The sequence below is a fragment of the Tabrizicola sp. genome (assembly GCF_041919135.1).
In the GTDB taxonomy this organism is placed as follows: Bacteria; Pseudomonadota; Alphaproteobacteria; order Rhodobacterales; family Rhodobacteraceae; genus Tabrizicola.
Genome location: NZ_JAYRUJ010000007.1, coordinates 1 through 19,192 on the forward strand (window position 1 = coordinate 1; position 19,192 = coordinate 19,192).

19 protein-coding genes are annotated in these 19,192 nt (G+C 66.2%); 13 read left to right on the forward strand and 6 right to left on the reverse strand.

Features of this window, described 5'->3' with window-relative positions:
- Positions 1 to 844, forward strand: an 844-nt coding sequence (locus tag ACE3UA_RS07015; RefSeq protein ID WP_374643712.1) for an FRG domain-containing protein, incomplete at its 5' end; no start/stop codon positions are given.
- Positions 844 to 1,962 carry a DUF262 domain-containing protein gene (locus ACE3UA_RS07020; RefSeq protein WP_374643713.1) on the forward strand — a complete coding sequence of 373 codons (1,119 nt, stop codon included), beginning with the start codon at positions 844 to 846 and terminating at the stop codon, positions 1,960 to 1,962. The genes ACE3UA_RS07015 and ACE3UA_RS07020, both read left to right, overlap by 1 nt.
- A gap of 225 nt (positions 1,963 to 2,187) precedes the next feature.
- Here the strand turns inward: ACE3UA_RS07020 and ACE3UA_RS07025 are convergent, their stop codons facing one another.
- Positions 2,188 to 3,192, reverse strand: coding sequence for a sensor histidine kinase (locus ACE3UA_RS07025; protein ID WP_374643714.1), 1,005 nt, complete (start codon positions 3,190 to 3,192; stop codon positions 2,188 to 2,190).
- A gap of 188 nt (positions 3,193 to 3,380) precedes the next feature.
- Here ACE3UA_RS07025 and ACE3UA_RS07030 point away from each other — a divergent pair, with 188 nt between their 5' ends.
- Complete coding sequence (locus ACE3UA_RS07030) at positions 3,381 to 3,710, forward strand: hypothetical protein (RefSeq protein WP_374643715.1); 330 nt, start codon at positions 3,381 to 3,383, stop codon at positions 3,708 to 3,710.
- Here ACE3UA_RS07030 and ACE3UA_RS07035 read toward each other — a convergent pair.
- The 3 genes from ACE3UA_RS07035 to ACE3UA_RS07045 are packed head-to-tail and all read right to left on the reverse strand — an operon-like array spanning position 3,707 to position 5,802.
- Positions 3,707 to 4,225 carry a gamma carbonic anhydrase family protein gene (locus ACE3UA_RS07035; RefSeq protein ID WP_374643716.1) on the reverse strand — a complete coding sequence of 173 codons (519 nt, stop codon included), beginning with the start codon at positions 4,223 to 4,225 and terminating at the stop codon, positions 3,707 to 3,709. The genes ACE3UA_RS07030 and ACE3UA_RS07035 overlap by 4 nt on opposite strands.
- A complete protein-coding gene (gene gmk, locus ACE3UA_RS07040; protein WP_374643717.1) occupies positions 4,222 to 4,854 on the reverse strand; it encodes a guanylate kinase in 633 nt (210 codons plus the stop codon). Before gmk ends, ACE3UA_RS07035 begins: the two co-directional genes overlap by 4 nt.
- Before the next feature lie 3 nt (positions 4,855 to 4,857).
- Positions 4,858 to 5,802, reverse strand: a complete 945-nt coding sequence (locus tag ACE3UA_RS07045; RefSeq protein WP_374643718.1) for a YicC/YloC family endoribonuclease — start codon at positions 5,800 to 5,802, stop codon at positions 4,858 to 4,860.
- An 87-nt stretch (positions 5,803 to 5,889) separates the two neighbouring features.
- Between ACE3UA_RS07045 and ACE3UA_RS07050 the strand changes: the two genes are divergently transcribed.
- Complete coding sequence (locus tag ACE3UA_RS07050) at positions 5,890 to 6,555, forward strand: PAS domain-containing protein (RefSeq protein ID WP_374643719.1); 666 nt, start codon at positions 5,890 to 5,892, stop codon at positions 6,553 to 6,555.
- Positions 6,556 to 6,565: 10 nt separating this feature from the next.
- Here the strand turns inward: ACE3UA_RS07050 and ACE3UA_RS07055 are convergent, their stop codons facing one another.
- Positions 6,566 to 7,936 carry a class II 3-deoxy-7-phosphoheptulonate synthase gene (locus ACE3UA_RS07055; RefSeq protein WP_374643720.1) on the reverse strand — a complete coding sequence of 457 codons (1,371 nt, stop codon included), beginning with the start codon at positions 7,934 to 7,936 and terminating at the stop codon, positions 6,566 to 6,568.
- Between the two features lie 155 nt (positions 7,937 to 8,091).
- Here ACE3UA_RS07055 and ACE3UA_RS07060 point away from each other — a divergent pair, with 155 nt between their 5' ends.
- On the forward strand, positions 8,092 to 9,111 hold the full coding sequence (locus tag ACE3UA_RS07060) for a GlxA family transcriptional regulator (RefSeq protein WP_374643721.1): 1,020 nt from the start codon (positions 8,092 to 8,094) through the stop codon (positions 9,109 to 9,111).
- 79 nt (positions 9,112 to 9,190) lie between these two features.
- Here the strand turns inward: ACE3UA_RS07060 and ACE3UA_RS07065 are convergent, their stop codons facing one another.
- Positions 9,191 to 10,303, reverse strand: coding sequence for a PQQ-dependent sugar dehydrogenase (locus tag ACE3UA_RS07065; protein WP_374643722.1), 1,113 nt, complete (start codon positions 10,301 to 10,303; stop codon positions 9,191 to 9,193).
- A 181-nt stretch (positions 10,304 to 10,484) separates the two neighbouring features.
- On the opposite strand from ACE3UA_RS07065, the gene ACE3UA_RS07070 reads away from it, so the two are divergent.
- The 8 genes from ACE3UA_RS07070 (at position 10,485) to ACE3UA_RS07105 (ending at position 19,191) form a co-directional block, all read left to right on the forward strand.
- Positions 10,485 to 11,681, forward strand: a complete 1,197-nt coding sequence (locus ACE3UA_RS07070) for an ABC transporter substrate-binding protein (RefSeq protein ID WP_374643723.1) — start codon at positions 10,485 to 10,487, stop codon at positions 11,679 to 11,681.
- 96 nt (positions 11,682 to 11,777) lie between these two features.
- Positions 11,778 to 12,569 (forward strand): ABC transporter ATP-binding protein, encoded by a 792-nt coding sequence (locus tag ACE3UA_RS07075; protein WP_374643724.1) that lies wholly within the window; start codon positions 11,778 to 11,780, stop codon positions 12,567 to 12,569.
- A complete protein-coding gene (locus tag ACE3UA_RS07080) occupies positions 12,562 to 13,272 on the forward strand; it encodes an ABC transporter ATP-binding protein (RefSeq protein WP_374643725.1) in 711 nt (236 codons plus the stop codon). The genes ACE3UA_RS07075 and ACE3UA_RS07080 overlap by 8 nt, the downstream gene beginning before the upstream one ends.
- 1 nt (position 13,273) lies before the next feature.
- Positions 13,274 to 13,633, forward strand: a complete 360-nt coding sequence (locus ACE3UA_RS07085; protein WP_374643726.1) for a hypothetical protein — start codon at positions 13,274 to 13,276, stop codon at positions 13,631 to 13,633.
- Positions 13,634 to 13,661: 28 nt separating this feature from the next.
- Positions 13,662 to 14,672 carry a branched-chain amino acid ABC transporter permease gene (locus ACE3UA_RS07090; protein ID WP_374643727.1) on the forward strand — a complete coding sequence of 337 codons (1,011 nt, stop codon included), beginning with the start codon at positions 13,662 to 13,664 and terminating at the stop codon, positions 14,670 to 14,672.
- Positions 14,669 to 15,970, forward strand: a complete 1,302-nt coding sequence (locus ACE3UA_RS07095) for a branched-chain amino acid ABC transporter permease (protein WP_374643728.1) — start codon at positions 14,669 to 14,671, stop codon at positions 15,968 to 15,970. Before ACE3UA_RS07090 ends, ACE3UA_RS07095 begins: the two co-directional genes overlap by 4 nt.
- Before the next feature lie 181 nt (positions 15,971 to 16,151).
- Positions 16,152 to 18,575: an FAD-dependent oxidoreductase gene (locus ACE3UA_RS07100; RefSeq protein ID WP_374643729.1), complete on the forward strand. Its 2,424-nt coding sequence runs from the start codon at positions 16,152 to 16,154 to the stop codon at positions 18,573 to 18,575.
- Positions 18,553 to 19,191 (forward strand): NTP transferase domain-containing protein, encoded by a 639-nt coding sequence (locus ACE3UA_RS07105; RefSeq protein WP_374643730.1) that lies wholly within the window; start codon positions 18,553 to 18,555, stop codon positions 19,189 to 19,191. The genes ACE3UA_RS07100 and ACE3UA_RS07105 overlap by 23 nt, the downstream gene beginning before the upstream one ends.
- The last annotated feature ends 1 nt before the right edge of the window (position 19,192 follow it).

Sequence of the window (19,192 nt, forward strand, 5' to 3'; positions counted from 1 at the left end):
TGGGAAAGAAGGGCTGCAGCCGTGCCATCTGCACGTCCGTCAGCCAAAAAAGGTTGGTCATAGGTCAGTCTCCTTGCGGAGCCTGAATCACGCCGAAAGTGGAAGATCAATGGGTCCTGACCCTAAGTTCTCGTGGTATCGCGGCTCCGGCAATTCAGATTACTCGCTGGTACCTAGTTTGGTTCGAAGAAGCCCAGCTCCTTCGGCTGCTGATTTGAATAAGATAGAAAGATCGATAGCGAACACTTTTGCGCAGAGATCGCCGCCATTTGTCGACACAAACTTCAATAGCGAGTGGCGAAGCCTTTTCTACATGCAGCACTATGGCATTCCGACGCGCCTTCTTGACTGGAGTGAAAGTCCGTTTGTTGGACTGTATTTTGCCCTAACGTCAGTACAACGGGACAAAAAGGGAAAGCCAGCAAATGATGTTGCCTTGTGGATGTGCGACCCTGCCGCTTGGAACAGAACGGCGCTTAGTCACATTACGTTCACAGGAGACATCCTTGATGAGTACTGCGAAGAAGTGAAAGCCTACAGTCCCAGTTCCGATCTGGATCAGCGGGCGACGATACCAATAATGATATACGGGACTCACAATAGTCCTAGAATAGTGGCGCAGAGGGGAGTATTCGCCCTGTTTGGAAAGGGGGTCGAAGGCATGGAAGGAGTGTTTACCGATGGGGCGTTTCCGGTCGACACCCTTAAGAAGGTCGTCATTCCGAAAGGCAACGTAGACGGGTATCTCGTTTCATTACACCGAAAAGGCTTCGCTGAATCGACCATCTTTCCTGACATCTTCGGCCTCGCACTCGAAATCAAGCGCAGTTTTGGATACCACTGATGGGAAAGCTTCGCATAACGCCACACCAGACCCGCACCTTAATCTGGTGGTACGGGAGACGCGAGAGCATCGATTTCTCTCCGCCATATCAGCGCCGGGGTCGACTTTGGTCAACCCATGACAAAGCATTCCTAATCGACTCCATAATTAACGGATTTGATGTGCCAAAGCTGTACTTGGCAGATTTCCAATATGGCGATTCTTCATTGAATGAGAAGAAGCTACCTTACGCAATTATCGATGGAAAGCAAAGACTCGAGACCGTCTTTGATTTTTTCGACAACACTTTGGTCCTTGCGTCCGACTTTGTTTTGCGTAGCGACCCGACCCTCAACCTCGGTGGATTGAGCCTGCGTGACCTACGGCGCAACTATCGACATGTTGCAGATGAGTTTGAGAATTACTCATTTGATGTTATGAGTGTGGTTGCTGAGGATGAAAGAGATGTAAACGAGCTATTCGTTCGCCTGAATCGCAGTAAGGCCCTCACGGGTGCCGAGGTGCGTAACGCTATTGCTGGTCCCGTCACTGAAGTCATACGTCGGCTGACGGAGCATTCGATTTTCCAGGAATCCATTCGCTTTAGCGCAAAGCGCGCTGGGGACCAGAACGCTGCCGCAAAAGTCCTCATATTCGAGTATGAAGGAAAGCCGGTGGAAACAAAGAAATTCACTCTCGATGAGTTTGCAAGAGGTTTCCAAGTAGACCGAAAAGAGATTGATCGTACAAGGCTCGAGTTGGCTGCCCGGCGGACAGTAGACACCTTTGATATGATGGACCAAGTTTTCTTACCGCATGATGAATTGCTTGCGTCGGCTGGGATTTTTCCCGTCTACTACTGGCTTGTCCGTGAAGTGAGTGAAAGGTTCACAGACGATATCCGCCCATTCTTGATCGCTTTCGAAGGAGAGCGAAGAAAGCATCGAGAGGCACAAAAGGCGCTTGGCGCTTCTGTTTCGGTTAACCAACAATACGCTCGTTACGATACATTGAACAGGAGCACCAATGACGCTGCGAGCCATCGAGGGCGTGTTGAAATTCTTAAGGAAGCGTTCTCATCATATCTTGACGAAATGTACGACATGACCGGCGAGAAAGTATTCAGGAGCGGGAAGTAAGCAAGTGAAGTAAGGTGATTTCTCATGACCATCTTTCGCCAATCGAGCCCAAGCCCGTTGGGTCAGTTGTCGCGTTCTCTGGGCGAAAGTCCTGTCCCGAAAGTATTCACCCTCCCTTAACCACCCCCTTAACAAACCCCTAACGCCCACGCACAACCCATTGCTTCCAAAGCATAATCCGAAAACGTCCACCGTGGACAGCCGGAGTCCCTTGCGGCCCTCACCTCACCCCAGCGGCAGCACGACCGAGAACCGGCTTCCCTCGCCCACCACGCTCTCCACCCGCAGCCAGCCCCGGTGGCGGCTCACGATGTGCTTCACGATGGCCAGCCCCAGCCCCGTCCCCCCCATCTCGCGCGAGCGGTGCGAATCCACCCGGTAGAACCGCTCGGTCAGCCGCGGCAGGTGGACCGGGTCGATCCCCTCGCCCTCGTCCGCCACCTCGACCCGCACCCCCGGCCCCCGCACCGTCTCCTCCGCCGAGAGCGTGACCCGCACCACCTGCCCCGCCCTGCCGTATTTCAGCGCGTTCTCGACCAGGTTCGTGAAGACCTGGATCAGCTGGTCCGCATCCCCCGGCAGCACCGCCCCCTCGCCGGCCAGCGCGACGGTCGAGCCCGTCTTCTCCGCCACCCCTTTCAGCGCGCCGATCACCGCCTCCAGCAGCCCGCGCAGTTCGACCGGCTCGCGCGGGCGCACCCGTTCCTCGGCCTCGACCCGGGACAGCTGCAAAAGGTCGCCGACCAGCCGGTTCATCCGCCCCGCCTCGGCCTCCATGATCCCCAGAAACATCTCCCGCGCCTTCGGGTCGTCCTTCGCGGCGTGTTTCAACGTCTCGATGAACCCCATCAGCGCGGTCAGCGGCGTGCGCAGCTCGTGGCTGACGTTGGCGACGAAGTCCCGCCGCATCACGCCCGCCAGTTCCTCCTCGCTCACGTCGCGGAAGACGCAGAGCACCAGCCCCGCCCCCTGATCGGAAACCGAGGCGAGGTAGACCGCCTCCTGCCCCTCGTGTCGCAGCGTGACGCGCGCCTCCTGCGCGCCGCCGCCTCCGGCCACGACGGCCAGCGCCTCGAGCAGCGCGGGGGCGCGGACGGCGATGGCGGGGTGGCGGCCCCGGATCCCGGACCCGAACAGCCCCAGCGCCCGCGCATTGCAGGCGGCGATCCGGTCATGCCCGACCAGCATGGCCGGAAGGGGTATCCCGGCCAGCAGTCTGTCCCACTCCATACCTTCCTCCGGGCCGGTCATATTTTCGTCACCGGCCATCTTGCCTTGTGGCGAAATAACGATAACTTGCGGATCGTGTAAGTAAATGTTGCTACCGGACTTTCCCCGGACAAAGCCCGGCACTGACGGAAGTCTCTTTGAGCGACGGGAACCGCGGCGCCTCCTCAGGATGCAGGTGGAGTCTTGCCATGTTACCGAAGCTGAGATGCCTGGTCGTCGGCATTCCCGACGCGGTCTTTCCCGAAGGCAGCATCCGCCCGGATGAGGCCGAAGTGATCGCCTTCGACCAGTTGCGGGACCGCCTCGCGCTGGCCTTGACGCTGGAACTGGTGGTCGCCCCGCTGTTCTGCGAGGATTTCGACGCGCTGGAAATCATCGAGGTCCTGGGCGGCGCCAGTTTTCGCGGCGTGCTGCGGATCGCGGCCCCGAAGCTGCCCAACCGGCAGATCGTCCTGCGCGAACTGCGCGGCCATGCCGTCCGCCAGGGGATCACCCTGGAGCTGGTCGAGCAGGACTAGACCGCGACCAGCCCGGCCCGGAAGCGGCGGGCATTGGCGCGGTAGCTAGAGGCCGAGAGCAGGAGCCGCCCCCGCGCGGCCTCGTCCAGCATCCGCACGACCTTGCCGGGGGCGCCCATCACCAGGCTGCCGTCCGGGATTTCCTTGCCCTCGGTCACCAGCGCGCCCGCGCCGATCAGGCAGCCCTTGCCGATCCTGGCCCCGTTCAGGATCGTCGCCCCCATGCCGATCAGGCTGCCTTCGCCGATGGTGCAGCCGTGCAGCATCGCCTTGTGGCCGATGGTGCAATCGGCGCCGATCACCAGCGGATAGCCCAGGTCGGTGTGCAGCACGCAATTCTCCTGCACGTTCGAGCCGCGACCGACCCGGATCTCCTCGTTGTCGCCACGGATCGTCACGCCGAACCAGACCGAGACCTCGGCCTCCAGCACGACCTTGCCGATCAGGTTGGCATCGGCGGCGACCCAGGCAGAGGAGTCGATCTCGGGGGCAATGCCGTCAAGCGCATAGATCATCGGGCTTCGAACTCCTCGTTCAGGGCGCGGACAAAGGCGGAAAGCTGCGGCTGGCGCTCGCGCTTCAGCCGCTCGGCGGTGAGGATGGTCCTGAGGCTGTCGAAGGTCGCCTCGACATCCTCGTTCACCAGCACGTAATCGTATTCCGCCCAATGGCTGATCTCGTCGCGGCTTTTCGCCATCCGACCGGCGATCACCTCGTCGCTGTCCTGCCCGCGCGTCCGCAGGCGGCGGTCGAGTTCCGCGATCGAGGGCGGCAGGATGAAGATCGAGACCACATCGCCGCGCATCGCCTGCTTGACCTGCTGGCCGCCCTGCCAGTCGATGTCGAAGACGGTATCCGTCCCGGCCAGCATCGCGGCCTCGACCGGGCCGCGGGGCGAGCCGTAGAAATTGCCGAAGACCTCGGCATGTTCCAGCATCTCGCCCTGATCGACCATCGCCTGGAACGCCTCGCGCGAGCGGAACCAGTATTCCCGCCCGTCCACCTCGCCCGGCCGGGGCTTGCGCGTGGTGGCCGAGACCGAGAAGCGCATCGTCGGATCCCAGGCCATCAGCATCCGGGAGAGCGTCGATTTGCCCGCACCCGAGGGCGAGGAGAGGATGAGAAGAAGCCCGCGCCGGGTCATGGTCTATTCCACGTTCTGAACCTGTTCGCGCATCTGATCGATCACCGTTTTGAGGTCAAGGCCGATGCGGGTCAGCGCCAGCGACTGCGCCTTCGAGCAGAGCGTGTTCGCCTCGCGCATGAATTCCTGCATCAGGAAATCCAGCTTGCGGCCGACCGGCGCGCTGTCGGCCAGATGGGCGCGGGCGGCGGCGACATGGGCGGCCAGGCGGTCCAGCTCCTCGGTCACGTCGGTACGGACGGCGAGAAGCGCCAGTTCCTGCGCCAGCCGGGTGGCGTCCACCGCGTCGGTGGCGGCAAGGATCCGCGCCAGACCCTCGCGCAAGGAGTCGGCCTGGGTCGTGGCGCGGGCCTCGGCCTCGCGCTGCGCTTCGGCCGTCAGCGCGGCGATCTGGTCAAGCTGCGCCCGCAGCAGCCCGGCCAGCACCGCGCCTTCGGAGGCGCGCATCGCGGCGAAATCGGCCAAGAGGCCCGGCAGGTCGGCCAGGATCGCCTGGCGCAGGGGTGTCGTGTCCTGGTCCTGCTGGCCCTGGTCCAGCACCCCGCGCAGGGTCAGCACATCGGCCGCCGTCGGCTGGCGCAGCGTCAGGCCGGCGGCCATCCCGGCCTCCTCGACCCGGGCGAGTGCGGCCAGCGCGGCGGCAAGCTGGGCCGGGTTCAGCCGGAAACCCGTCTCCTCGCCGCCGCCGTCCTGCGCGACGCGCAGCGAGAGGCTGACATTGCCGCGCGTGACCGCCTTCTGCAACTCGGCCCGGACCGCAAGCTCCAGCCCGTCGATCCAGTCCGGCAGGCGCAGCCGCAGGTCCAGCCCCTTGCCGTTGACCGCGCGCAGGTCCCAGGCCCAGGCATGGCCCGCCCCCGCCCCGCGCCTTGCGGCGAAACCTGTCATCGAGATCACGTCCACCTCCCCGCGCCGGGCGCGGTGTTTACCATTTGAATAGATTTTCATCCGAATCTTCGCGATCCGGCCTATCCTGGCTACATGGCGCGATGGCCCGCCGGGCTGCAAGCGCGAAGCGGTGGATGCGGGGCTGCGATGGATCTGAAATTCCTGGAACTGGTCCGGTTCCGCGCCTCGCCCGCGCCGGCGCCGGTCGTGTTCGACGGGCCGCCGCAGGTCCGCGCCTATTGGGAGGGGCTGCGCCGCGCTGGCGCGATCCCGATGCGGGCGGCGCTTGATCCGCGCGGCATGAGCGGGGTCCTGGACCGGGTGTTCCTGGCCGAGCGGATCGGGCGCGGGGTGGCGCAGGTGCGCATCGCCGGTTCCGCTCTGGGCGAGATCGGCGGCATGGACCTGCGCGGCCTGCCGCTGACCGTCCTCTTCTGCGCCGAGGCGCGCGACCTCGTGGGCCAGGTGATCGAGCAGGTGCTGCACGCCCCCGCCGTGGCCGAGCTGGACCTGGTCCCGGATCGCGGCAACGGCCGGGTGATCGCGCAGTTGGTGCTGATGCCGCTGGCCGACGGGCAGGATCGCCGGCTGGTGCTGGGCGCCTTCGGCTTTGCCCCCGATGCGCTGCGCCGCTGCAGGTTCAAGGTGGCCCGGCGGCGTGAGGAGCGGCTGTTCGACAGGTCCGAGGCGGCGGAACCCGCGCCCGCCCCGGCCCTCTCGGCGCGGCGCGCCGGGCATCTGACGCTGGTCCATGCAAAAGACCAGGGCGGCAGGTCGCCCCGCCGCCCGCTGCCGGAATTCTCCGGCCCTTAATCTCTGGCCCTTAAAGCGCCACGCGCCGCGAGGCTTCGCGCTGCGACGACAGTTCCTCGGCCACCAGGAAGGCCAGTTCCAGCGACTGCGAGGCGTTGAGGCGCGGGTCGCAGGCGGTGTGGTAGCGGTCGGCGAGGTTCTCGTCCGAGACGGCGCGCAGGCCGCCGGTGCATTCGGTCACGTCCTGGCCCGTCATCTCGAAATGCACGCCGCCGGGGGTGGTGCCCTCGGCCTTGTGAATCGCGAAGAACTCGCGCACCTCGCGCAGCACGGAATCGAAGGGCCGGGTCTTGTAGCCCGAGGCCGCCTTGATCGTGTTGCCGTGCATCGGGTCGCAGGACCAGACGACATTCGCACCCTCGGCCTGCACCGTCTTGATCAGGCGCGGCAGATGCTCGCCGACCTTGCCGGCGCCGAAGCGGGCGATCAGGGTCAGGCGGCCCGGCTCGTTCTCCGGGTTCAGCTTGGCCATCAGCACCTTCAGGTCCTCGGCCGTGGTCGAGGGGCCGCATTTCAGCCCGATCGGGTTCAGCACGCCGCGGCAGAATTCGACATGCGCGCCGTCGGGCTGCCGGGTGCGGTCGCCGATCCAGATCATGTGGCCCGAGCCCGCGACGTTCTGGCCGGTGATCGAATCCACCCGTGCCAGCGCCTCTTCGTATTCCAGCAACAGCGCCTCGTGGCTGGTGTAGAATTCCACGCTCGCCAGTTCGGGCGCGGTGAGGCTGGTCACCCCGGCCGCGTTCATGAAGTCGAGCGCGTCGGAAATCCGGTTCGCCATCTCGCGGTAGCGTTCGGCCTTGTCATGCTCGGCAAAGCCCAGGGTCCAGCTGTGAACGCGGTGGATGTCGGCAAAACCGCCGGTGGAGAAGGCGCGCAAGAGGTTCAGGCTGGCCGCCGCCTGGGTATAGGCCTGCAGCATCCGGTTCGGGTCCGGGATCCGCGCCTCGGGCGTGGGGTCGAAGCCGTTGATGATGTCGCCCTTGTAGCTGGGCAATTCCATCCCGTTGATCATCTCGGTCGGGGCCGAGCGCGGCTTGGCGAACTGGCCGGCCATGCGGCCGACCTTGATCACCGGCACCTTGGCGGCATAGGTCAGCACCACCGCCATCTGCAGCATCACCCGGAAGGTGTCGCGGATGTTGTCGGCGCTGAACTCGGCGAAGCTTTCAGCGCAGTCGCCGCCCTGCAGCAGGAAGGCCTTGCCCTCGGCCGCCAGCGCAAGCTGCTTCTTCAGCCGCCGCGCCTCGCCGGCGAAGACCAGGGGGGGGAATTTGGCCAGCTGCGCCTCGACCGCGTTCAGCGCGCCCTGGTCGGGATAATCCGGCATCTGGACCCGCGGTTTCGCGCGCCATGCCGATTTCGTCCATCCCTTGGTCATTGTACCACTCCGGTCCCGTGCAATCGGCCTGCGGTATACGCCCCCGTTTCCGCCTTGGCAAATCGAGTTTGGGCGCAAACATGCCGTTTCGGCCCTTGCGGCGCGGCGCAAATTGGGGTTCGGTAGCCCGCAAACGACACGATCAGGTCGCGGACATGACGCTCACCCCCCGCAAAGCCACCCAGACCGCCAAGGCCCAGGGCCCTCGGCGCTTTGTGTTCCTGCTGCTGGACAAGTTCACCATGATCAACTTCGCCGGCGCGATCGAGCCCCTGCGCCTGGCGAACCATGTCGCGGGCGAGACGATCTATACCTGGGCCCTGGCCGGCGAGGGCAGCGAGAAGACCTGTTCCAACGGCGCGACCTTCCGGCTCGACCTCGGGCTCGAGGAGATGGAGCGCGAGGATACCGTGCTTGTCTGCGGCGGGATCGACATCCAGCGCACCACCACCAGGGCTGTGGTCAGCTGGCTGCGGCGCGAGGCGCGGCGCGGCATCACCATCGGCGGCCTTTGCACCGGGGCGCATGCCCTGGCCAAGGCGGGGCTTCTGGATGGCAAGAAGGCCACGATCCACTGGGAGAACCAGGACGGCTTCGCCGAGGAGTTCGAGGATGTGCGGCTGACCAAGTCGGTCTTCGTCATGGACGGCAACCGCTGGACCACGGCGGGCGGCATCTCCTCGATCGACCTGATGCTGAAGATCATCGCCGCCGACCATGGCGAGGATCTGGCCAATACCGTCGCCGACCAGCTGATCTATTCCACGATCCGCACCGACCAGGACACGCAGCGCCTGTCGATCCCGACGCGGATCGGCGTGCGGCACCCGAAGCTTTCCCAGGTCATCCAGATGATGGAGGGCAACATCGAGGATCCGATGTCGCCCGCCGATCTGGCCGAGGAGGTGGGAATGTCCACCCGCCAGCTGGAGCGCCTGTTCCGCCGCTATCTGAACCGCTCGCCGAAACGCTATTACATGGAGCTGCGCTTGCAGAAGGCGCGCAACCTGTTGATGCAGACCGACATGAGCGTGATCAACGTGGCCCTGGCCTGCGGCTTTGCCAGCCCGTCGCATTTCTCGAAATGCTATCGCAGCCACTACAATACCACGCCCTACCGCGAGCGCGGAACGCAAGGCATGCCGGGGGCGATGCCGGTGCGGCTGTCGATCTGACCGCCGGATTGCCGGGCGGACCGCCTGGTCCGGGCCAAAGTTCTTCGACGAGAATTGACCCCCGCCCCCGTCTGCAGCCCTATTCGGCCGGGGCCATGCGATAGGCCGCGCCGTTGTGGACCGACAGGAACCAGATCGATCCGTCCGGCGCCTCGACCACATCGCGTACCCGTCCCGTTTCCGGCGCCGCGATGCGTTCCTCGGCATAGCCGGTTGCCGCGGGCGTATCCGGGTCCAGCCGGCCAAGGAAATCGCTGTTGAGCGAGCCGAAGAAGATGTCCCCCCGCCATTCCGGCACCAGCGCACCGGAATAGACCATCAGGCCCGAGGGCGCGATGGAGGGGTCCCAATAGTGCAAAGGCTGCTCGGTGCCGGGCAGGCTGGTGCCGAGACCAAGCTTGTCGCCGTTGTAGTTGCGGCCATAGGCCACCACGGGCCAGCCGTAGTTCCCGCCCCGCCGGGGGGCGTTCAACTCGTCGCCGCCCTGCGCGCCGTGCTCGACGGTCAGAAGCCGCCCGGAGAGATCGAGCGCCGCGCCCTGCGGATTGCGGTGGCCCACGGAATAAAGACCGGGCAGCGCGTTCTCCCACAGGGTCGCCGGGCTTCCGTCGCGGTTCAGATGGATGATCTTGCCCTCGCCCCGCATCGGATCCTGCGCCTGCATGCCCAGGGGTCCGGTGCCCCGGTCGCCCACCGTCAGGAACACGGTCCCGTCCGCCGCCTCGACGATGCGCGAGCCGAAATGGCGGCCGCCGGAGGACCCCTCGGGTATCGCGAAAAGCCGGGTGAATCCTTCCAGCCGGCTGCCGTCCCGGGACAGGCGGCCCTTGCCGACCGCCGTGCCCGCGCCGCCGCCCTGCGCGACCGCGTAGCTGAGCCAGACCTCGCGCGTTTCGGCGAAGTCGTGCGGGATCATCACGTCCAGAAGCCCGCCCTGCCCCTCGGCCACCACCTCGGGCAGGCCCTCGACCAGGCGGGGCGCGTCCCCGGCGGCGGGGAAAAGGTCCAGCCTGCCCCCGCGCTCGGTCACGAGGAAGGCGCCGCCGGGCAGGAAGCCGATGGCCCAGGGTTCCTCCAGCCCTTCGGCGACGGGGGTGAGGGTCATGGGCCCGGCGCTGGTCTCGACCTGCGGGGCGGCCCAGGCGGGGGCCGCTCCGGCAAGGGCCATGAGGATGGCGAGTGTCTTCGACACGGGGCCTCCAATCGCAGGTTGTGGGACGATGATAGTGCCGGGCCGGGCAAAGGCCAGATCCCGCAATATCGTCGCGTCCCCGGACCCTTGCACGGGAAATCCCGCCGTCAAACTGCTTTTCTTTTGGATTTCCCCCCTCTAGGGTCATGCGCAGGATTGCGATCCAATTAGGGAGACAAGAATGAAGAAACTGCTTCTGGCGACGGTTGCGACCGCCGCCCTTACGGGTGCGGGCCTTGCCGAGGAGGTCAAGATCGGCGTCCTGACCGGCTTCACCGGCGGCATCGAATCGCTGGCCCCGACCATCGCGGCCGGATCGGAGCTGGCGCTGAAGGAGATTTCGGATTCCGGCAAGTTCATGGGCGGCTCGACGCTGGTTCCCGTGCGCGGCGACGACACCTGCGGCGACTCGGCCGCCGGCACCGCGGCCGCGGAACGCCTGGTGACCTCGGACCAGGTCAAGGGCATCGTCGGCGGCAGCTGCTCGGGCGTGACCGGGGCCGTGCTGCAGAACGTCGCGCGCCCGAACGGCGTCGTGATGATCTCGCCCTCGGCGACCTCGCCCGCGCTGACCACGGCCGAGGATGACGGCCTGTTCTTCCGCACCGCGCCCTCGGACGCCCGGGAAGGCGAAGTCATGGCCGACCTCCTGCTGGAGAAGGGCATGAAGTCGATCGCCCTGACCTATACCAACAACGACTACGGCAAGGGCCTGGCCGAATCCATCGCCAACGCCTTCACCGCCAAGGGCGGCACCGTCACGATCAACGCCGCGCATGAGGACGGCAAGGCCGACTATTCGGCCGAAGTCGCGGCGCTGGCCTCGGCCGGGGGCGACATGCTGGTCGTCGCGGGCTATCTGGACCAGGGCGGCAAGGGCATCATCCAGGCCGCGCTCGACACCGGCGCCTTCTCGACCTTCGGCCTGCCCGGCGGCATGATCGGCGACAGCCTGCCGCAGGCGATCGGCGCAGGCCTCGACGGCTCGTGGGGGCAGATCGCGGGTTCGGATTCGCAGGGCGCCGCGATGTTCGAGGAACTGATGAAGGCCAATGGCTTCGACGGCACCTCGGCCTATTCGCCGGAAGCCTATGACGCGGCGGCGCTGATCGCGCTGGCGATGGCGGCGGCGAACTCGACCGATCCGAAGGTCTACAAGGACAAGGTGATGGAGATCGCCAACGGTCCGGCCGACGGCTCGGGCGAGAAGATCTATCCCGGCGAGCTTGGCAAGGCGCTGGACCTGATCGCCGCCGGCACGCCGATCGACTTCGAGGGCGCCACCGCCGTCACCCTGATCGGACCGGGCGAGAGCGCGGGCCGCTACCGCGTGATCGAGGTCAAGGGCGGCAAGAACGAGACCGTGGGCTTCCGTTGATCCGGAATCCCGGTTGACAGACGTGCGCGGCCCGGGCATTTCCCCGGGCCGCTGCACATGAACCCGTCCACGAGAGGCGGGGCTTGGGGGAAATGGATGATCGTTGTCGAAGACCTTCACCGGCACTTCGGTGGATTTCGGGCTGTTGACGGCGCGTCGCTGACGATCCGCACCGGCACGATCACCGGGCTGATCGGTCCGAACGGCGCGGGCAAGAGCACGCTTTTCAACGTGATCGCGGGCCGCCTGCCGCCGACCTCGGGCCGGGTGCTGATGGATGGCGAGGACATCAGCGGCCTTGCGCCGCATGTGCTGTTCCACAAGGGCCTGTTGCGCACCTTCCAGATCGCGCATGAATTCGGCAGCATGACCGTGCGCGAGAACCTGATGATGGTTCCCGCCAACCAGGCCGGCGAGACGATCTGGAACAGCTGGTTCGCCCGCAGCCGCGTCGCCGCCGAGGAACGCCGCATCCGCGAGAAGGCCGACGAGGTGCTGGAGTTCCTGACGATCAGCCACCTGGCCGACCAGAAGGCCGCGAACATCTCGGGCGGGCAGAAGAAACTGCTGGAACTGGGCCGGACCATGATGGTCGACGCCAAGATCGTCTTTCTGGACGAGGTAGGCGCGGGCGTGAACCGCACGCTTCTGAACACGATCGGCGACGCCATCGTGCGGCTGAACCGCGAGCGCGGCTATACCTTCTGCGTGATCGAGCACGACATGGATTTCATCGCCCGCCTCTGCGATCCGGTCATCGTGATGGCCGAGGGCAAGGTGCTGGCGCAGGGCACCGTGGACGAGGTCAAGAACGACGAGCGGGTGATCGAGGCCTATCTCGGCACCGGGCTGAAGAACAAGGTGAAGGAGGAGGCATCCCATGGCTGAGCCCTTCCTGATCGGCGATGCGATGACCGGCGGCTATGGCGCGGTCGACATCCTGCACGGCTGCACCATCGCCGTCGAACGGGGCGAGATCGCGGTGATCGTCGGCCCGAACGGCGCCGGCAAGTCCACCGCGATGAAGGCGGTCTTCGGGATGCTGACCCTGCGCGGCGGCCAGGTCCGGCTGGACGGCGAGGACATCACCGCGCTTACGCCGCAGGCCCGCGTGGCCAAGGGCATGGCCTTCGTGCCGCAGACCCACAACATTTTCACCTCGATGACGGTGGAGGAGAACCTGGAGATGGGCGCCTTCCTGCGCCGCGACGACATCGGGGGCACGCTGGAACAGGTCTACCACCTGTTCCCGATCCTGAAGACCAAGCGGTATCAGCCGGCCGGAGAGCTTTCGGGCGGCCAGCGCCAGCAGGTCGCCGTCGGCCGGGCGCTGATGACCCAGCCCAAGGTCCTGATGCTGGACGAACCCACCGCCGGCGTCAGCCCCATCGTCATGGACGAGCTTTTCGACCGCATCATCGAGATCGCCCGCACCGGCATCTCGATCCTGATGGTCGAACAGAACGCCCGCCAGGCGCTGGAGATCGCCGACAAGGGCTATGTCCTGGTGCAGGGCCGCAACCGTTTCACCGATACCGGCAAGGCGCTGATGGCCGACCCGGATGTGCGCCGTTCCTTCCTTGGAGGTTGAGTTGAAACATCTGATCCTTGCCCTTGTCGCCCTGGCCCCGCTTCCCGCCCTGGCCGATTACCAATGCACCGCCGAACGCCAGTGCGGCGGCGGCGCCTGCGAGCCCTATACCGGCGGCCCCTTCCTGATCGCGCAAAGCGGCGAGACCTTCCGCGTCACCGCCGACGATCTGGTCATGGACGGCCATTTCTCGAACGCCGGCGACAGCGAGGAAATCTCGATCGTGCTGCCGCCGCAGAACGGCATGTCGGGCCTGATCAGCATCTTCCCGGACGGCGCCTTCCTGTTCACCGTCCATGCCAAGGGCGACATGGCGGTGGCGATCTCCGGCGAGGGCAGCTGCACCACGACCGGCGGCTGACACCCATTCCTGCTTGCGAAGTGACCCGATGGACATCCTGAACGCCCTCGTCGCCTTTCTGAACTTCGTCTTCATCCCGGGGCTTGCCTATGGGGCGCAACTGGCGCTGGGGGCGCTGGGGGTGACGCTGATCTACGGGATCCTGCGCTTTTCCAACTTCGCGCATGGCGACACCATGGCCTTCGGGACCATGGTGACGATCCTTCTGACCTGGGCCTTCCAGTCGGCCGGCATCGGGCTTGGCCCCTTGCCGACCGCGCTCCTCGCCCTGCCCTTCGGCATCGCCGCCACCGCGGCCTTCGTGCTGGCGACCGACCGCATGGTCTATCGCTTCTACCGGCGGCAGAAGGCCACGCCGACCCTGGTCGTCATCGTCTCGCTGGGGGTGATGTTCGTGATGAACGGCATCGTCCGCCTGGTCATCGGGGTCGAGGACCAGAATTTCGCCGATGGCGCGCGCTTCCTGATCAATCCGCAGGAGTTCAAGGTCGCCACCGGCCTGGCCGAGCCCCTGGCGATCAAGACCACGCAGGCGGTCACGGTGGTCACGGCGGTGGTGGTGGTGGCGCTCCTGTTCTGGTTCCTGCAGAAGACCCGCACCGGCAAGTCGATGCGCGCCTTCTCGGACAACGAGGATCTGGCGCTTTTGTCGGGGATCAACCCCGACCGGGTGGTCGCCGTGACCTGGATCATCGCCGCCGGCATCGCCACCATCGCGGGCGTGCTGTACGGCCTGGACAAGACCTTCAAGCCCTTCACCTATTTCCAGCTTCTGCTGCCGATCTTCGCCGCGGCCATCGTCGGCGGCCTTGGCAGCCCGCTGGGCGCGATCGCCGGCGGCTTCGTCATCGCCTTCTCCGAGGTGATGCTGACCAATGCCTGGAAGAAGATCGTCACCTATCTCGTCCCCGAAAGCATGGCGCCGGACGGGCTCGTGCAGCTGCTCTCGACCGACTACAAGTTCGCGGTCAGCTTCACGATCCTGATCATCGTGCTGCTGTTCATGCCGACCGGGCTTTTCAAGGGCAAATCGCTATGACCACGCGCAACCTGATGCTCTTCGGCGCGGTCGCGGCGCTGTATCTGCTGACCGGCCTTGGCGAGAGCTGGAACCTGTCGCTGTCGATCCTGAACTCGGCCCTTCTGGCCACGATCGCGGCGCTTGGCGTGAACATGCAATGGGGCTATGCGGGCCTGTTTTCGACCGGCGTCATGGGCTTTACCGCGCTTGGCGGGCTGGCGGTGGTGCTGGTCTCGGCCCGGCCGAACGTCGAGAACTGGCAGGCCGGGGGGGCGGGCATCCTCCTGGCGCTGGTCCTGGGCGCGGTTTCGGTCGTGGCGGCGGTCCTGGCCTGGAAGGGCCTGCCCAGGGGGCGGCTGCGCGCGCTGGTCGTGGCGGCGATCCTGATCGGCGGCTTCTTCCTGTTCCGCGCCGTCTTCGACCCCGCGGTGACGGCGACCGAGGCGGTGAACCCGCAATATGCCGGCAACCTGGGCGGTCTCGGCCTGCCCTCGCTGGTGGCCTGGCCGGTGGGGGGGCTTCTGGCCGCCTCCGCCGCCTGGGCGATCGGCAAGACCGCGCTTGGCCTGCGCTCGGACTACCTGGCCATCGCCACGCTTGGCATCGCCGAGATCATCGTCGCCTTCCTCAAGAACGAGGACTGGCTGGCGCGCGGCGTCAAGAACGTGACGCAACTGCCGCGCCCCTGGCCGGTGCCGCTGGAGGTGGACCTGCAGAAGGATCCGGGCTTCCTCGACTTCGTCGCCAGCTGGGGCTGGAACCCGGTCGCGACCTCGACCATCCTGATCAAGCTGCTTTACGCCGGGCTGTTCGTCGCGGTGCTGGCGGCGATCATCTGGGCCTTCGAACGCGCCCTCAATAGCCCCTGGGGCCGGATGATGCGGGCGATCCGCGACAACGAGGTCGCCGCCGCCGCCATGGGCAAGGACGTGACCCGCCGCCACCTGCAGGTCTTCATCCTGGGCTCGGCCGTGATCGGCTTTGCCGGGGCGATGGCCACCTCGATGGACGGCCAGCTGACGCCGGGCAGCTTCCAGCCGCTGCGCTTCACCTTCCTGATCTGGGTCATGGTGATCATCGGCGGCTCGGGCAACAACTGGGGCACGGTGCTGGGCGGCCTCCTGATCGGCTGGCTATACTTCGCGGTCGAATTCCTTGGCCCCGGCATGATGGCCGCGATCACCTCGGCCATGCCCGAGGGCTGGCTCAAGGCGCATCTCGTCGGCAGCGCCGAGCATATGCGGCTTCTGACCCTGGGGGTGATCCTGCTTCTGGTCCTGCGCTTCAGCCCGCGCGGATTGATCCCCGAGAAGTAACCGGATCCGGTTCCGACCGTCCTCGCTGCACCGCCCCTCCCGGGGTGGTGCAGTTTTCATTTGCCGCACACGGATTCATGCTCTGCCTGCGACATTCCCTGTCGTAAAATTGCATGCCACCGGCCCCTCTCCCCGCCAGATTGGCGCCAACCCCGAATACGGGGCAATCAGGGAGGCACCCATGAAAACCCATTCCCGCGTGGTGGTGATCGGCGGCGGCGTCGTCGGCTGTTCCGTCCTTTATCACCTGACCAAGCTGGGCTGGTCCGACGTGATGCTGATCGAACGCTCCGATCTCACCTCGGGCTCCACCTGGCACGCGGCGGGGGGCTTTCACACCCTGAACGGCGACACCAACATGGCCGCCCTCCAGGGCTATACCATCCGGCTCTACAAGGAACTGGAGGCGATCACCGGCATGTCCTGCGGGCTGCACCATGTCGGCGGCATCACACTGGCCGACAACCAGGCCCGTTTCGAGATGCTGAAGGCCGAACGCGCCAAGCACCGCTACATGGGCCTCGATACCGAGATTCTGGGGCCGGAGGAAATCCACAAGCTCACCGACGGGATGGTCAACCTCGAAGGCATCATCGGCGCGCTTTACGATCCGCTGGACGGTCACCTCGACCCCTCGGGAACCACCCACGCCTATGCCAAGGCCGCGCGGATGGGCGGGGCCGAGATCGTGCTGCACAACCGCGTGCTGGAGACCCGCCCCACCCGCGAGGGCTGGGAGGTCGTCACCGAACAGGGCACCGTCACCTGCGAGCATCTGGTCAACGCCGGCGGCCTCTGGGCGCGGGAGATCGGGGCAATGGCGGGGGTCTACCTGCCATTGTTGCCGATGGCGCACCAATACCTGGTGACCGACGACATTCCCGAGATCATGGAGATCCTGAAATCCGGGCGCGAATTCCCGCATGTGATGGACCCCGGCGGCGAATCCTACCTGCGCCAGGAAGGCCGGGGCCTCTGCATCGGCTTTTACGAGAAACCCTGCGAACCCTGGGCGGTCGACGGCACCCCCTGGAATTTCGGGCATGAGCTGCTGAACGAGCAGTTCGACAAGATCGAGGAGTCCGTCGCCTTCGCCTACCGCCGCTTCCCGGTGCTGGAACGCTCGGGCGTCAAGCGGGTGATCCACGGGCCCTTCACCTTCGCCCCCGACGGCAACCCGCTGATCGGCCCGGTGCAGGGCCTGCGCAACTACTGGTCGGCCTGCGCGGTGATGGCGGGCTTCAGCCAGGGCGGCGGCATGGGGCTGGCGCTGGCGCAATGGATGATCCACGGCGAGGTCGAGCGTGACCCGCGCGGCTTCGACGTCAGCCGCTTCGGCACCTGGACCTCGCCCGGCTATACCGTGCCGAAGGTGATCGAGAACTACCAGATGCGCTTCTCCGTCTCCTACCCGAACGAGGAACGCCCCGCCGCCCGCCCCTTCCGCACCACGCCGATGTATCAGGTCTTCGACCAGATGAACGCGGTCTGGGGCCAGCAATACGGGCTGGAAGTGGTGAACTACCACGCCCTTCCCGGCGAGCCGCGCCATGAGGAGCCCAGCTTCAAACGCTCGAACGCCTGGGAGGCGACGCGCCAGGAAGTCCTGGCGGTGCGCGAGGGCGTCGGCATCAACGAGGTGCAGAACTTCGGCAAGTATCGCGTCACCGGCCGCAATGCCCGCGCCTGGCTGGACCGGATCATGGCCGGGACGATCCCGCAGCCCGGCAGGTTGTCGCTGACCCCGATGCTGGCGCATTCCGGCAAGATCATCGGCGATTTCACCGTCTCCTGCCTGTCCGGGACCGAATTCCAGCTCACCGCCAGCTATGGCGCGCAGGGCTGGCACAGCCGCTGGTTCGAGCAGAACATGAGCGAGGGCGTGCAGGTCGAGAACATCTCCGACGCCCGCTCCGGTTTCCAGATCGCGGGGCCGAAGGCGCGGGAACTGCTGTCGCGCGTCACCCGCAGCGATGTCGGCCCCGAGGCCTTCCGCTTCATGGACGTCCGCCGCATGACCGTCGGCATGGCCAATTGCATCGTCCAGCGCGTCAGCTACACCGCCGACCTCGGCTATGAGATCTACACCGACCACATGTCGGTCCGCCATCTCTGGGACGTGCTGAATGCTGCGGGCAAGGACCTTGGCCTGCGCCCCTTCGGGATGCGGGCGATGATGTCGCTGCGCCTGGACAAGTGGTTCGGAAGCTGGGGCCGCGAGTTCTCGCCCGACTACACCCCGGCCGAAACCGGGCTTGACCGCTTCATCCGCTGGAACAAGGCGGCCGACTGGATCGGCAAGGCCCCCGCCTTGGCCGAGAAGGCCGCCGGTCCCGGGCGTCGCCTCGTCAGTTTCATCGTCGACGCCGCCGACGCCGATGTGGTGGCCTGGGAGCCGATCTGGCTGGACGGCGCCGTGGTCGGCTTCTGCACCTCGGGCGGGTTCAGCCACTGGACGGGCAAGTCGGTCGCCATGGGCTTCCTGCCTGCCGACCGGGTGCAGGACGGTCTCGTCTGCGAGATCGAGATCCTGGGTGAGCGCCGTCCCGCCCGGGTCCATCTCGCACCGCTCTGGGATGCGGATGGCGCTCGGATGCGGGGCTGAGCGGCCCGAAGCCGTGGTCCCGACCGTCCATATCCTGATCCCGGCGGCCGGGTCCTCCTCGCGGATGCGGGGGGCGGACAAGCTGTTGCAGACGGTCGGGCGCAAGCCGCTCTTGCGCCGGGTCGCCGAGACGGCGCTGGCCACCGGCGCGCCGGTCGCCGTCACCCTGCCACCCGAGGCCGATGCGCGCCGGGCGGCGCTGGCGGGCCTGCCGCTGCGTCTGGTCGAGGTGCGGGATGCCGCGCTGGGGATGTCACGCTCGCTGGTGCGCGGGATCGCGGCGCTGGACCCCGAGGCGGGGCCGGCGGATGGGGTGATGATCCTGCCCGCCGACATGCCGGGCTTTACCCCGGCGGCGCTTTCCGACCTCATCGCCCGCTTCCGCGCCGAGCCCGGCCTGATCCTGCGCGGCGGCGGCAGCGAGGGTCAGCCCGGCCACCCGGCGATCTTTCCGCGCGACTTCTGGTCCGCGCTCATGCAGGTCAGCGGCGACGAGGGCGGCCGCTCGGTCCTGCGCGCGCAGCCGGACCGGGTCAGGGTGATCCCCCTGCCCGGCCGGATGGCGCTTCTCGATCTCGACACGCCCGAGGACTGGGCCGACTTCCGCCGCAGCTAGA